The sequence below is a fragment of the Enterobacter sp. RHBSTW-00318 genome (genome assembly GCF_014101375.1).
Lineage (GTDB): Bacteria > Pseudomonadota > Gammaproteobacteria > Enterobacterales > Enterobacteriaceae > Enterobacter > Enterobacter ludwigii.
In genome coordinates this window covers 967540-981317 of the sequence record NZ_JABXQH010000001.1, presented here as the reverse complement: position 1 = coordinate 981317, position 13778 = coordinate 967540, and the positions used below count along the sequence as shown (strand labels likewise).

The 13778-nt window shown below is 56.9% G+C and carries 18 protein-coding genes and 1 riboswitch; of the genes, 6 read left to right on the top strand and 12 right to left on the bottom strand.

Annotated elements, in window-relative coordinates:
* Positions 1-9: 9 nt before the first annotated feature.
* Positions 10-1011, bottom strand: a complete 1002-nt coding sequence (locus tag HV157_RS04865) for a magnesium transporter (RefSeq protein ID WP_182268442.1) — start codon at positions 1009-1011, stop codon at positions 10-12.
* 60 nt (positions 1012-1071) lie between these two features.
* Positions 1072-1241: riboswitch (M-box (ykoK) riboswitch) on the bottom strand.
* A gap of 290 nt (positions 1242-1531) precedes the next feature.
* Between HV157_RS04865 and HV157_RS04860 the strand changes: the two genes are divergently transcribed.
* The gene (locus HV157_RS04860; RefSeq protein ID WP_025204489.1) at positions 1532-2035 is read left to right on the top strand and encodes a DedA family protein; all 504 of its coding nucleotides are present in this window, start codon (positions 1532-1534) and stop codon (positions 2033-2035) included.
* Between the two features lies 1 nt (position 2036).
* On the opposite strand, the gene HV157_RS04855 is transcribed toward HV157_RS04860, so the two are convergent.
* Positions 2037-2786 carry an SDR family oxidoreductase gene (locus HV157_RS04855; protein ID WP_032681279.1) on the bottom strand — a complete coding sequence of 250 codons (750 nt, stop codon included), beginning with the start codon at positions 2784-2786 and terminating at the stop codon, positions 2037-2039.
* Between the two features lie 100 nt (positions 2787-2886).
* On the opposite strand from HV157_RS04855, the gene HV157_RS04850 reads away from it, so the two are divergent.
* Both HV157_RS04850 and agp read left to right on the top strand, forming a co-directional pair.
* Complete coding sequence (locus HV157_RS04850) at positions 2887-3246, top strand: helix-turn-helix domain-containing protein (protein ID WP_014169488.1); 360 nt, start codon at positions 2887-2889, stop codon at positions 3244-3246.
* An 86-nt stretch (positions 3247-3332) separates the two neighbouring features.
* On the top strand, positions 3333-4574 hold the full coding sequence (agp, locus tag HV157_RS04845; RefSeq protein WP_182268443.1) for a bifunctional glucose-1-phosphatase/inositol phosphatase: 1242 nt from the start codon (positions 3333-3335) through the stop codon (positions 4572-4574).
* 32 nt (positions 4575-4606) lie between these two features.
* Here agp and HV157_RS04840 read toward each other — a convergent pair whose 3' ends face one another.
* Together HV157_RS04840 and wrbA are read right to left on the bottom strand one after the other, a co-directional pair.
* Positions 4607-4834 carry a YccJ family protein gene (locus HV157_RS04840; RefSeq protein WP_182268444.1) on the bottom strand — a complete coding sequence of 76 codons (228 nt, stop codon included), beginning with the start codon at positions 4832-4834 and terminating at the stop codon, positions 4607-4609.
* Positions 4835-4852: 18 nt separating this feature from the next.
* On the bottom strand, positions 4853-5449 hold the full coding sequence (gene wrbA, locus HV157_RS04835; protein ID WP_014169491.1) for an NAD(P)H:quinone oxidoreductase: 597 nt from the start codon (positions 5447-5449) through the stop codon (positions 4853-4855).
* A gap of 391 nt (positions 5450-5840) precedes the next feature.
* Between wrbA and HV157_RS04830 the strand changes: the two genes are divergently transcribed.
* Positions 5841-6011 (top strand): general stress protein, encoded by a 171-nt coding sequence (locus tag HV157_RS04830; RefSeq protein ID WP_001273664.1) that lies wholly within the window; start codon positions 5841-5843, stop codon positions 6009-6011.
* 117 nt (positions 6012-6128) lie between these two features.
* Positions 6129-7052 carry a DMT family transporter gene (locus HV157_RS04825; protein ID WP_041162529.1) on the top strand — a complete coding sequence of 308 codons (924 nt, stop codon included), beginning with the start codon at positions 6129-6131 and terminating at the stop codon, positions 7050-7052.
* Here HV157_RS04825 and rutG read toward each other — a convergent pair.
* Genes rutG through rutA form a run of 7 tightly spaced genes read right to left on the bottom strand, consistent with a single transcriptional unit; the run spans position 7040 to position 12480 of the window.
* A complete protein-coding gene (rutG, locus tag HV157_RS04820) occupies positions 7040-8368 on the bottom strand; it encodes a pyrimidine utilization transport protein G (protein ID WP_014169495.1) in 1329 nt (442 codons plus the stop codon). The genes HV157_RS04825 and rutG overlap by 13 nt on opposite strands.
* 21 nt (positions 8369-8389) lie before the next feature.
* Positions 8390-8884, bottom strand: coding sequence for an NADH-dependent FMN reductase RutF (gene rutF, locus HV157_RS04815; RefSeq protein ID WP_014169496.1), 495 nt, complete (start codon positions 8882-8884; stop codon positions 8390-8392).
* A gap of 9 nt (positions 8885-8893) precedes the next feature.
* Positions 8894-9484, bottom strand: a complete 591-nt coding sequence (locus HV157_RS04810) for a malonic semialdehyde reductase (protein ID WP_025204485.1) — start codon at positions 9482-9484, stop codon at positions 8894-8896.
* Between the two features lie 9 nt (positions 9485-9493).
* Entirely contained in the window at positions 9494-10294 is an 801-nt protein-coding gene (gene rutD, locus HV157_RS04805; protein ID WP_020884719.1) for a pyrimidine utilization protein D, read from the bottom strand.
* 7 nt (positions 10295-10301) lie between these two features.
* Positions 10302-10688, bottom strand: coding sequence for a pyrimidine utilization protein C (gene rutC, locus HV157_RS04800; RefSeq protein ID WP_020884718.1), 387 nt, complete (start codon positions 10686-10688; stop codon positions 10302-10304).
* A gap of 11 nt (positions 10689-10699) precedes the next feature.
* Positions 10700-11389: a pyrimidine utilization protein B gene (gene rutB / locus HV157_RS04795; protein WP_020884717.1), complete on the bottom strand. Its 690-nt coding sequence runs from the start codon at positions 11387-11389 to the stop codon at positions 10700-10702.
* On the bottom strand, positions 11389-12480 hold the full coding sequence (rutA, locus tag HV157_RS04790) for a pyrimidine utilization protein A (RefSeq protein ID WP_025204484.1): 1092 nt from the start codon (positions 12478-12480) through the stop codon (positions 11389-11391). The genes rutB and rutA overlap by 1 nt, the downstream gene beginning before the upstream one ends.
* A gap of 243 nt (positions 12481-12723) precedes the next feature.
* On the opposite strand from rutA, the gene rutR reads away from it, so the two are divergent.
* Entirely contained in the window at positions 12724-13362 is a 639-nt protein-coding gene (rutR, locus tag HV157_RS04785) for an HTH-type transcriptional regulator RutR (RefSeq protein ID WP_063156153.1), read from the top strand.
* Here the strand turns inward: rutR and HV157_RS04780 are convergent.
* Positions 13359-13754: a lysozyme inhibitor LprI family protein gene (locus HV157_RS04780; protein ID WP_020884714.1), complete on the bottom strand. Its 396-nt coding sequence runs from the start codon at positions 13752-13754 to the stop codon at positions 13359-13361. The genes rutR and HV157_RS04780 overlap by 4 nt on opposite strands.
* Positions 13755-13778: the final 24 nt, after the last annotated feature.

The following is a 13778-nucleotide window of genomic DNA, read 5'->3' as shown; positions in this document are numbered from 1 at the left end:
GCTGCTCTCTTATTCCAGCCCCAGCGTGTACTGCGCAATCTTGAAGTAGATAATCAGACCGGTTCCGTCGATAAGCGTCGCGATAAAGGGCGCGGAAACGACGGCCGGGTCAATGCCGCAGCGCTTCAGTACCATCGGAATAACTGACGAGACAATCGCACTCCACAGCGTAATGCAGACCAGCGTCAGGCTGACGATAAGGGTAATTTCCAGCCCGATACCCATCATCCAGGCGCGAACACACCCGGCAAGACCAAGCGTGGCGGCAATCATCAGCGAGGTGGTCATCTCCTTTCGTAACACGCGGCCAACGTCGCGCAGGCGCACTTCACCCAGCGCCATTGCACGCACCAGCGTGGAGGTGATCTGCGTCCCGCTGTTCCCACCGGTTCCTATCAGCAGCGGAATAAAAAAGGCCAGGGCAATGGCGGATTCCAGCGCCTCTTCGAAGTGCTGAATAACCGAGCTGGTATAGGCTTCAGCGACAAACAACAGCAGCAGCCAGACGGAGCGTTTTTTCCACAGGCTGAAGGGGCTGGTTTCCAGATACGGCTTTTCCAGCGGCAGCGTTGCTCCCTGGAGCTGGGCATCTTCGGTGACATCATCTTCCAGCAGATGGGCGATTTCGCGTTCGGTCAGGCAGCCGACCACTTTACCGTGCGTGACCACCGGCACGACATCCGCCTTGCCGTGGGCCAGCAGCCCGGCGACATCGGCACGCTCGTCTTCCGGTTTGACCTGCAGAAACTGAGAAATCATCAGCGTTTTCACCGGCTGTACCGTATCGGCGGTCTGCAGCAGTTTGCGCACCGCAACCATGCCTGCCAGCCGACCGTTATCTTCGAGGAAAATATGCGATGGAATATCATCGTCTTTTAATTTTTCGAAAAATTGCTCGCGTGCCAGCGCCACGCATAATGAAATATCGAGGACGATAAAATCGGTATTCATATATTGCGCGATTGCGCTGTCATTGAATGCCAGGTTTTGATTGTGAATAGCGTAAGACATAGTGAATTCCCTTTGAATAATAAAATCTCTCAGGGGCGAGCAAGACAGGGCATGTCGAAGAGGAGATCCCCACGTCCTGGGTTCAGCACTGTACACCGTATCCCGTAAGGGAAGTTATACTGACAAAGCCTTGATTCGACAGTGCCTGTTTTACCCTGTGCCGGTTCTCTCGAACCCACCAGAGCGATAACGTGTATTTGTACAGGAGCCTCGCCATAACGAGATCGTTGTAAAACGAGAGGGATAATACGCCACTTTAAAAATCGCGCTGTGGAATTTAAAAGACGTTTAAGAAACGTTTAGAACAATAATTTAATCCCGCGTATTAATGACATCGATTATTCATCAATGACGGTGGTTATTGCTCAAGAGAGTATAATTCCACACCTCTGTGTTTCTAAATGGCGCTGACATTTTCGCGTGTCGTTAATGCCTTCCTGCTGGAGGTCTGAGCGGTTGATACCCCATTTAAGGTTGTTCGTTTCTAATGGTCAGCATCACGAACGCTGCGGGGTGGAATATGACGTGGTTTGACAATCTGCTGAATCATTTTGCGCTCTATCCGACGCATCTGTTCGCGCTGCTTTTCGTCATCGCGCTGAGCAAGTCTACGGTACTGGTTTCCTCCGTGCTTCCGCCGGCCTCGGTGATGCTGCTGGCAGGGATCACCGTCAGCCAGACCAGCCTGCATCCGGGACTGACGTGGCTGGCTGTCGCGGCGGGTGCCGCAACAGGGTCGGTATTGAATTATCATATCGGCCAGTTGATGGGCCACACGCGGCTGGTCACGCGCTTTACCTCCCGGCACGCCGAGAAATTTTTGCGGGTACAACATCAGCTGCAGAAAAACGGCGTGCTGGTGCTCTTTACCGCGCGTTTCCTGGCGGTGCTGCGCTATATCGTCCCGCTGGCAGCGGGCATGCTCAGACTGAACGCGGCGAAGGTGTACGCGGTAAGCCTGATTTCAGCCGTCGTATGGGCGGCGCTGTATGTCGGCATCGTCACCGGCATCAGCGCCTTTTGACCTACAGGTTTCCCATTCCGCCGTCGACCAGCAGTTCCGTTCCCACCATATAGCGCGATTCGTCAGAGGCAAGATAGAGCGCGGCTTTCGCCAGCTCCGTCGGCGTGCCCATTCTGCCCAGCGGCACAAGTTTGGTGATATCCCCCAGCATCGCCTTGAGCGCTTCCTCGCTTAACCCCGTTTTATTAAATGCCGGTGTTTCTACCGGACCCGGGCTCAGGCCGTTGACGCGAATACCGCGCGGCAACAACTCCCCTGACAGCGTGCGTGCCAGCGACAGTAATCCCGCCTTGCTGGCGGCATAAACGCTGCTGGCAGGCAGCCCGATGCGGGCGCTCACGGACCCGCACAGGATCACAGAGGAGGGATTATTGAGCAGCGGCAGCAGGGCCTGAATCAAAAAGAACGGTCCTTTAAGGTTGATGCCCATCAGGCGATCCCAGGCGTCTTCCTGCCACTCTTCAAGCAGCCCGTGCGTCACATCGCCGGCGTTAATAAACACGGCATCAAGACGTGGCCAGCGAGAGGCGAGCGTGTCCGCCAGCGCTTTTTGCGCGGCGATGTCACCCGCATCGGTCGGAATAACCCAGGCATTATCGCCCAGAATGCGTTGTGCTTCGGCAAGGGTATCCGGGTTACGTCCGGTGACAGCAACGTGCGCCCCTTCGGCAATAAATTCCTGCGCGGTAGCGAGACCAATACCGGAAGTGCCGCCGGTAATCAGCGTATATTTACCTGCTAAACGACCCATGTGCTTCTCCTGAAATGACTCTGGAGAAAGCACTATAGAAACGTTAGTATCGAAAGGAAACCAGGTACCATTTGGATACTAATGAGGCTAGAGGTGTGCTATGGCGGAATCACTCAATATACCCTGTGAAAAAAAATCTGAGGTTTATCTCTGCCCGATGACGCAGTTTGTAAACCTGATTTCCGGTAAGTGGGCCATCCCGGTGCTCTATCGCCTGATTATGCTCAATGCACCGGTCCGGTTTGGCGATCTGCTGCGCGCCGCTGCCCCCATCACGCAAAAAGAGCTCACGAAGCAGTTGCGCCTGTTTGAGCAGCGCGGGCTGGTGTCGCGCACTATCTACCCGGAGATCCCACCGCGGGTGGAGTACCAGATAACCGCGCTGGGATTAACCCTCCAGAGCGCGCTCTCCCCTCTGGCCGACTGGATGAGCGAATACGGCGATCGCCTTGAAAAGTAATCCTCAGTTTGCGAAACGCTTCCCGGAAAATTGTCACGAATCTGTCACACTCACTGCGACATTTTAAAACGAGTGAGGAATTAGGGATGAGAAAAGCACTACTCGCGCTGGCAATCGCCGGTTCCATAGCAGTGACATCTGGCGTGCAGGCGCAAGAGACGCCGGAAGGGTATCAGCTGGAACAAGTTTTAATCATGAGTCGCCATAATTTGCGCGCGCCGCTCGCCAATAATGGCAGCGTGCTCGAGCAATCCACACCGAAGCAGTGGCCAGAATGGGAGGTGCCAGGCGGTCAGCTCACCACCAAAGGTGGCGTGCTTGAAGTCTATATGGGCCACTATATGCGTGAGTGGCTGGCACAGCAGGGGATGGTGAAAACCGGCGAGTGCCCGGCCGCGGATAGCGTATATGCCTATGCCAACAGCCTGCAGCGCACTGTCGCCACCGCGCAGTTCTTTATCACCGGCGCCTTCCCGGGGTGCGATGTGCCTGTGCATCATCAGGAAAAAATGGGCACCATGGATCCGACCTTTAACCCGGTGATTACGGATAACTCACTTGCATTCCGTGAAAAAGCCCTGAAGGCGATGGAGACTGAGCGGCAGAAAATGCAGCTTGGCGAGAGCTACAAGCTGCTGGAGCAGATGACGAATTACGCCGATTCACCGTCCTGTAAAGAGAAGAACGTGTGCTCGCTGGCGGAGGCGAAAGATACCTTCAGCGCTGACTATGAAAAAGAACCTGGCGTATCGGGGCCGTTAAAAGTCGGTAACTCGCTGGTGGATGCCTTCACGCTGCAGTATTACGAAGGCTTCCCGGCAGACCAGGTTGCCTGGGGTGAAATTAAAACCGATCAGCAGTGGCGCGTGTTGTCGCAGCTGAAAAATGGCTATCAGGACTCGCTGTTTACCTCCACCGAGGTGGCGCAAAACGTGGCCAAACCGCTGGTGAAGTATATCGACCAGGCCCTCGTCACCGGGCAGGCGAAAGCGCCGAAAATCACCCTGCTGGTGGGGCATGATTCCAATATCGCGTCGCTGCTTACGGCGCTGGATTTCAAACCGTACCAGCTGCATGACCAGCACGAGCGGACGCCAATTGGCGGGAAAATTGTTTTCCAGCGCTGGCATGATAAAAACGCCAACCAGGAGCTCATGAAGATTGAGTATGTCTATCAGAGCGCCGACCAGCTGCGTAACGCCAGCGTACTGTCACTGGATGCGCCGGCACAGCGTGTGACGCTGGAGCTGAAGGGGTGTCCGGTTGATGCGAACGGTTTTTGCCCAATCGATAAATTCAATGCGGTGATGAATAACGCGGCAAAATAGGTAAAACCCCCCGCTCAGGCGGGGGGAAACGTTCAGACGTTTTTACGTTCGATGGTTTGCTCACCCCAGAAGAGCGAGTCTTTGTCCGTTTTCCCGAAGGCACGTTCCAGCACTTCATCGCTGCCTTCTTCCCAAATCTGCTCTGCCAGCTTTTCGTCATAGTTCGCGACTTCAAAAATGGCTTCGGCGATCTCCGGAGAGGTGTTGCGTAAACTTGCCCATTCACCCACGCGGTGGGCTTTGGATTCTTGAGTTGGCATACTTGTCCTCCTGTTGAGTTAGCCGTTCAGTTTTTTGGCGAGGCCTGCGACATACTCACCCTGATAGCGGGCGATAGTGAGCTCTTCGTTGCTCGGCTGTCGGGAGCCATCGCCGCCGGCAATGGTGGTGGCGCCGTACGGTGTCCCGCCACGAACCTGGGAAATATCAAACAGTTCCTGCGCGCCGTAGCCAATCGGCACAATCACCATCCCATGGTGAGCAAGGGTAGTCCAGGTTGACGTAATCGTCTGCTCCTGACCGCCGCCGGTCCCGGTGGAGCTGAAGACGCTGGCGAGTTTGCCGTATAACGCTCCGGATGCCCAAAGTCCTCCGGTTTGATCGAGGAAGGTCCGCATCTGGCCTGACATATTGCCAAATCGGGTAGGGGTGCCGAAAATAATGGCATCGTAATCAGCCAGTTCCTGCGGGGTGGCAACCGGGGCATTTTGTGTTTTCCCCCCGGCTTTGGCGAACGCCTCAGCCTGCATCGTTTCCGGTACGCGTTTCACCACAACTTCTACGCCGTCCACTCTGTTTGCACCTTCTGCTACCGCGTGAGCCATGGTTTCAATGTGTCCATACATGGAATAATAGAGCACCAGAACTTTTGCCATTTTGCATCACTCCTCGTTTGTGTTTTCTGACAGCGGATCGCTGCGTTCATTTAAAGATATGTCATCACAGCCAGACTGCAAAAATGAACGGCATTTCTTTGATTTATAACAATATGGATACAAAAGCGCTTTGTAGCAAAATGAAACAACTTTCCCGCTGCGGATTTTTAAAATGATAAGAAAGGCTTATAAATGGCCGGCGCGTAATCTCACCCGAATGGCTGAGATCATGTTGCAGAATATTACCTCTGACTTGCCGGATAGCCGCATTCCACTAAGCTTAATTTCACGCGGCACAGATAAAGGCACTGTCCTTCAGCCGCGCGGTGAAAGAATCCTCTTTTACTGAATGCAATATGATGTCTAATGTTTCACACTCTGGAGGTTAGAGATGGCAAACCATCGTGGTGGTTCAGGTAATTTCGCTGAAGACCGTGAAAGAGCATCAGAAGCAGGTCGTAAAGGTGGCCAGTCTAGCGGGGGAAATTTCAAAAATGACCCTCAGCGCGCATCAGAAGCTGGCAAAAAAGGGGGCAAAAACAGTCATGGCAGCAATAAGTAATACGCCGGGCTGATACCCTGCCGCCGGGATCTCCCGGCGGTTTTTTATTTCTGCAACATTGAACTGTCACCAAAGGCATCGCACACTAGAGGATTGATGCTTATTTGCTGGTGCCGCATGTCTCTCTCCCGTTTCACATTCTCCGTCAAACCTCAGGAAGCCCTTCTCATTCTGATCACCATGTTCTGGGGCGGAACCTTTCTCGCCGTCCAGTACGCGGTCACGCTGAGCGGTCCGTTCTTTTTTGTCGGCCTGCGCTTTGCGACGGCGGCGATTGCCGTGGGATTACTCTCGCTTAAAACCTTGCGCGGGCTGACGCTTAAAGAACTGAAGGCGGGGGTGGCCATTGGGGTTGCGATTGCCATGGGCTACAGTCTGCAGACGTGGGGATTGCAGACCATCACCAGCAGCAAATCGGCGTTTATCACCGCCATGTATGTGCCACTGGTGCCGTTACTGCAATGGCTCTGTCTGGGGAGAATACCGGGTCTGATGTCCTGCACGGGGATCGTGCTGGCGTTTATTGGCCTTATCTTGCTTGCCGGGCCGGAAAACAACCTGCTGGCGCTGGGGCCGGGTGAAATCATTACGCTGGTGGGCGCTATCGCGATTGCCGCGGAAATTATTCTGATCAGCGCTTGGGCTGGCAAAGTGGACGTCAAGCGCGTCACCGTGGTTCAGCTGGCGACCGCGTCGCTGGTGGCTTTTGCCACCATGGTGCCGGCAGGGGAGTCTGTTCCGCCGATGTCTACCGGGCTGGTTGTGGTGGCGCTGGGGCTGGGTATCTTTAGCGCCATTATCCAGGTCACCATGAACTGGGCGCAGCGCAGCGTTTCCCCGACGCGTGCGACGGTTATCTATACCGGTGAACCGGTATGGGCGGGCATTTTCGGGCGTATCGCCGGAGAGCGTTTACCGCTGCTGGCGCTGGTGGGTGCGGCGTTTATTGTCGCCGGCGTGCTGGTGAGTGAGCTGAAGCTGAAACGGAAGAAAAAAGCGCTGCCAGAGCGTGACAGCGCTGCGATAAATCAAGAGTCCTGATGTACCACGTCGCCCTGCGGTGCGGCCGCTTCCCGGCGGCTCAGCAGGGCGTTAAGCAGGATTGCGCCAAAGGTTGCGGTGCCAATCCCACCAAGGGTGAATCCGCCCAGCGTCAGGGCAAAATCTCCCGCCCCCAGCACCAGCGTGACCGCCACCATAATCAGGTTGCTGTTCTGGCTCAGATCGACACGATGCTGCACCCAGATGCGTGCCCCGGCAACGGCAATCAGACCAAATACCACAATCGATGCCCCACCAATCACCGGCGCGGGAATGGTGTGGATCAGCGCGCCGAATTTCGGTGAGAACCCGAGGAGCATCGCCATCACCGCTGCCGCCACGAAGACCAGGGTGGAGTAAACTTTGGTCACTGCCATCACGCCAATATTTTCAGCGTAGGTCGTTACGCCGCTGCCGCCGACCGAGCCGGAGAGCATGGTAGCCAGACCGTCGCCGACAAAGGCGCGGCCCATGTAAGGGTCCATGCTGCGCCCGGTCATACCCGCAACGGCTTTCAGATGGCCTAAGTTTTCTGCCACCAGGATCACCGCAACCGGCGCGATTAACATCATCGCCTGCGTGTTAAAGACCGGAGACGTCACCTGCGGCAGGCCGAACCAGGCGGCATTATGCAGCAGCGTAAAATCAACCGGCTTGCCCAGACCGAAGACGTTTGCCAGCAGGGCGTACACCAGACAGGCAACGATTAACCCCACCAGGATCAACAGTCGCTGGATCATCCCCCGCGTAAACACCGCCACCAGGCCAATGCAGAGTACCGTGATCACCGCCATCCAGCTTTCAAAGGGCGAACCGGAGACGCTTCTGACGGCTATTGGCGCAAGGTTCAGACCAATTGCCATCACCACAGCCCCGGTGACGACGGGAGGCATCATCCGCTCTATCCAGCGCGTCCCGACCTTCATGACCACCAGGCCAATCAGCGTGTAGACCAGCCCGCAGGCGATAATGCCGCCGAGCGCGACGCTCAGATTCGGGTTGATGCCCTGACCGTTAAAGCCGGTGGTGGCGATGACCACGCCGACAAACGCAGCGCTGGAACCAAGATAGCTGGGCACGCGCCCGCCGGTGATGAAAAAGAACAGCAGGGTACCGATGCCCGACATCAGAATGGACAGATTGGGATCAAGCCCCATCAGCATGGGCATCAGCACCGTTGCGCCGAACATCGCGACCGCGTGCTGAACCCCCATCACTAAGGTTGGCCCGAGCGGGAGCCTTTCATCCGGCGCGACCACGCCAGGTTCCGTAGAGGTCGATTTCAACTGCCAGTGGGGAAAACCGAACATTGCCATGAGCTGACTCCTTAAGGAGGGTTAACAGGCGGGTCGCATAAGCGCGTGATAGCCGCGGTCAAACCACACCAGCCCTTGCGGCGCGGGGTGGCGAATAATCGAAACGATGTCGCAAAACAGGATGTCGTGCGTGCCCACGCTCACCACCTGGCTGATACGGCAGTCAAACGAGGCCAGCGCCTCCTCCAGACGCGGGCAACCCGTTTCACCGGTCTCCCAGCGCGCGGCGGCGAAGCGCTCGTCCATCGGGGTTTTCCCCCCAAACAGGTTTGATAGCGGCTCTTGTCCGGCGCTCAGGGTATTGACGCACAGGGTGCGGTTTTCACTGAAGGTCGGCCAGACGGATGCGCCACGGTTCAGGCATACCAGCAGCGTGGGCGGTGAATCCGTTACGCTGCACACCGCGCTGGCGGTGAAGCCCGCCATCCCGGCAGGACCGTCGGTGGTGATGATATTGACCGCCGCACCGACGCAGGCCATGGCATCACGGAAGGTTTGTTTATCGGGTGTCATCATGATGGCTCCTTATGCCAGTGCGCATGCGTCTTCAAAGGCCAGACGCGGCAAACGGCCGTAGAGTTTGCTGGTATCGCCATAGCCAATATTGATAAGCAGATTACTTTTCAGCGACGTGCCGGTGAAAAACGCGTCGTCGACTTTTTGGCGATCAAAGCCTGACATCGGGCCCGTATCGAGCCCCAGCGCCCGACAGGCGAAAATCAGGTAAGCCGCCTGCATCGCGCTGTTGCGAAAGGCGGTCTCTTCGGCAAGCGCCGGGCTTGAGGTAAACCAGCTCCGCGCATCCCCGTGGGGGAACAGGGCGGGCAGGCGTTCATAAAATTCACTATCCCAGGCGACAATCGCCGTGACCGGGGCGGTAAGGGTTTTCTCCAGGTTGCCGCTGGAAAGCGCCGGGCGCAGTTTTTCTTTTCCCTCAGCGCTTCGTACAAACACAATCCGCGCTGGCGAGCAGTTGGCGGACGTGGGACCCCATTTCATCAGGTCGTAGATCTCGCGCAGCGTCTCGTCGCTGACGGGGATCGCCTGCCAGCCGTTATGGGTGCGTGCGCCGGTAAACAGTGATGCCAGCGCGCCAGGGGTAATCGCTTCGCTCATCAGGGCTCCTTATAAAGCGGGTTCAGGGCTGTGCAGCAGGCTGGCAAGCCCGTTCAGCAGCAGCGTATTAAAGGTTTCTGGCTCGGTGACGTTGCAGGCGTGCCCGCCCTGACGCATCACCACCTTGTGGCTGCCGGGGATGGCCGCCTGTAGCTCAGTGGAACAGACCGCAGGGATGAGCAGATCGTCGGCGGAGCAGATGAGGTGTACCGGGCAGTGAATGCGTGAGGCGTGGCGACTGAAGTCCGCTTTCTTCAGGGCATTCAGCCTGTGCAGCAGGTTGTTTTTGCCCTGGAAGTGGGCCAGTGCCAGAGCCTCTTCGGCCTCCAGACGCGGCGCGCGGGCGGCCATCCAGTCGGCCGGGTAAAGAAACAGCGGCTGTGCCTCTACCCACGCCTGTGCGCCGCCTGCATGAAGCAGGCGTTCGCGGATCTGGAAACAGCGTCGGGTATGTGCATTCAGAGTGAGCCAGCCGTTCACGCACACCAGCGCGCTGAGGGCATCGGGGTGGTCGAGCGCCAGCTGCAGGCCGATCAGCGCCCCCAGCGCATGACCCACGACGCAGTAACGAACGATCCCGGCGGCATTCAGCGCCCGGGCCAGCTCGTCGGCCATCATCGCCAGGCTGTAGGCTTCCGGCAGCACGTCGGGATTATTGCCCGTCCCGCGCTGGTCGTAGCACACCACCTGGTACTCTTGCTCCAGGACGGCAAGCTGCGGTAGCCAGTAGCTGCCGCCCCCGCCAAGCCCGGCAATCAGGACAACCGTGGGCGCGCCGTCGTAAGGGGGAGGTGAGACAGAGAGCTTCATGGCCGCCTCACTTTGCGATGTGTGCAACGGTCGCGATTTCAACCAGCGCATCTGGCTTCACCAGCCCACACTGAATGCAGAACCGGGCCGGTTTATCACCGGGAAAGAACTCGGCGTAAATGTCGTTAATCGCGGCGTAGTTTTTCCAGTCGGTGATAAAGATACTGTTGAACGTCACATCCTCCATTGTGCCACCCGCTGTTTCGATCACTTTTTTGATCGTCTCCAGCACGTGGCGGGTTTGCGCCTTTGGGTCGTTGGGGTAGACCACGTTATTGTGCTGATCAAACGGCAGCGTGCCGGATACATACACCACACCATCGGCCAGCGTGCCGGGCACGAACGGGGCAATCGGGGTACTGGTTCCTGGCGGAATAATCACGGATTTCGGCATGGTCTTGTTCCTCAGGCAATACGGGCTAACGGTGGATTCAGAGCGTCGCAAAAATCCGCGACGTTACTGACCCAGCCAAAAAAGGTTTCGATGTTGAACAGGGCCGCTTGCTGCGCAAACGCCGGCCCGGCTTGATGGGTGGCGTCTTCCAGCACCACGCCAAAATATTCCAGGAAGAAGCCGTCGCGCAGGGTGGATTCCACGCAGACGTTGGTAGCGATGCCGGTAAAGACCAGATGACGGATCCCCCGGCTGCGCAGCAGGCTGTCGAGCGGGGTGTTGAAAAAGCCGCTGTAGCGCGGTTTGGGCAGAACGATATCGCCTGCCTCTGGCACCAGCTCATCCACCAGCTGGTAATCCCAGCTGCCTTTCGCCAGCAGTGTGCCCTGCAGTTCGGGCCGTTTGCGCATGGTTTTCAGGGCGTTCGATTTATGGAAATTGGGAGAGCCCGGGCCACCGGCCTCCACATATTGATCGTCCCAGCCGTTCTGGAACCAGACGATCAGCATGCCTGCCGCGCGGGCTGCGTTGACTGCGGTTTTAATGTTCTCAATCACCGGTCGGGTGGCGGAGACGTCAAATCCCGCCAGATCCAGATAGCCGCCCTGGCTGGCATAGGCGTTTTGCATATCCACCACAATCAGGGCGCTTTGGTGCGGCGCAAAGGTGATGGCTTCCGGACGTGCTGCAAGCGTGGTCATTACGCGACCTCCTTTGTGATGGCAGGAATGTGGGCGCGGCACTGCATCAGCGGCTGAATGCGCTCGCCGAATGTTTCCACACCGGTCAGGAACTCATCGAAGGTCAGCAGCACGCCTTCCGCACCGGGCACGGCGGCCACTTCATCGAGCATTCTGGCGACGCTGGCATAGGAACCGACCAGCGTGCCCATGTTGATGTTGACCGCTGAGGTCGGGTCGGCCATCTGACGGACGTTGGTGTCCGAGCCGGAACGGGTATCTTTCTGGCTCTGTTCGGTGAGCCAGCTCAGCGCTTCATCGTCCGCGCCCGCCTTATACCGTTCCCATTTCGCGCGGGCGGCGTCGTCGGTTTCGTCGGCAATGACCATAAACAGGACATAGGAACCCACATCGCGACCGGTTTTGTCCGCGGCCTCTTTCATGCGTGCCGCGGTCGGGGCGAAGGCGGCTGGGGTATTCACGCCTTTGCCAAAGCAGAAGTTGAAGTCGGCGTATTTAGCGGAGAATTCCATTCCTGCGTCGCTCTGCCCGGCGCAGATCACTTTCATCGGGGCGGAAGGCTGCGGGCTGACGCGGCAGTCGTTCATGGTGAAGTAGTCACCTTTGAAGTCGCTTTTGCCGGTGCCCCAGAGGTCGCGCAGCACCTGCACATACTCGGTCAGGTAGTCGTAGCGGCGGGAGAAATACTCGTCGCCCGGCCAGATCCCCATCTGCTCATATTCAGGTTTTTGCCAGCCCGTAACCAGGTTAACGCCAAAGCGACCACCGGAAATGGAGTCGATGGTGGAGGCCATTCTGGCAACGATCGCCGGCGGCAGGGTGAGGGTGGCGGCCGTCGCGTAGATCTGAATGCGCGAGGTGACGGCTGCCAACCCGGCCATCAGGGTGAAGGACTCCAGGTTGTGATCCCAGAATTCGGTTTTGCCGCCGAAACCCCGCAGCTTGATCATCGAAAGCGCAAAATCGAAATGGTAGTGCTCCGCCTTTTGCACGATGGCCTTATTCAGCTCAAAAGTAGGCATGTATTGCGGGGCGGTGGTCGAGATTAGCCAGCCGTTGTTGCCGATAGGTACAAATACGCCAATTTTCATCACGAACCTCTCTTTACGACGTTGCAGGTAAAGAGGGTTTTGCAAAGGCAATGCCAGTTTTGAAAATGGCTTTGTTATTAATGTGTTAATCAATGGTTGGTTAATTGAGGTATGCAAATGTGGACTAAATGGTCAAAAACATTGCACAGAAAACAGGCATTCATGCGCGATCGGAGTGCAGAGTGTCGTGGTCGGTGAGGGGTTTTGCTATGCTGATGGCAACGCAAAATATGGAGAGCGGGAATGACACAAGGTGCAGTGAAAACACCCGGTAAACGTTCGCAGGCGGTCAGTGCGAAGAAGCAGGCCATCCTCGGTGCGGCACTGGAGACCTTTTCGCAGTTTGGTATTCATGGCACGCGCCTTGAGCAGGTGGCGGAACAGGCCGGTGTGTCGAAAACGAATCTGCTCTACTACTACCCGTCGAAAGAGGCGCTTTATATTGCGGTGATGCAGCAGATCCTCAATATCTGGCTGGCGCCGCTTAAGGCGTTTCGCGAAGAGCTTGCCCCGCTGGTGGCAATCAGGGAGTACATTCGCCTGAAGCTGGAGGTGTCGCGTGATTATCCGCAGGCGTCACGGCTGTTCTGCCTGGAGATGCTGCAGGGTGCACCGCTGTTGCAGGCGGAACTGACCGGGGATTTAAAACAGCTGGTTGACGAGAAATCGGCCATTATTGCCGGATGGGTGGCGGGCGGGAAGCTGGCTCCAGTTGACCCACATCATCTGATCTTTATGATTTGGGCCTCCACTCAGCATTACGCTGACTTTGCGGCCCAGGTTGAAGCGGTAACCGGTAAGACGCTTCAGGATGAGGCGTTTTTCCACAGCACGCTGGAAAACGTTCAGCAGATGATCATTGAAGGGATCCGCGTGCGTTAGTTTCCCGGCGGAAGAGGGCAGCTTAAATCGCCCTCTTCACACTGCATCAGTGAGGCAAGAAACGCTTCACGCTCAACGGTTTTTTCGTTCAGGCACTGGCTGATGATCATCGGCTGGACGCTGCCTCCCTCAGTACCCGACCCGATAAAGTTGCAGTCGGCATCGCGCAGGGCAATCCACGCCTGCTGTGCCTTTTTCAGAAGCTCACGCTGTGGGGCTTCTGCGCGTTTGATGGCAGCCTGATACGTCTGATTCAGTTTTTTATCGGCTGCCTGGTACTGCTGCGCCGTACAGGTGTTCATTTCAAGCTGGGTGGTCGCATTTGCGCACTCTTCTGCCAGCGCGTTCGCGCTCAGCAGCAATGCAGCCCCCGCGATCAGATATCTTTTCATCATCCCCTCCATGTAAAAAAGCCG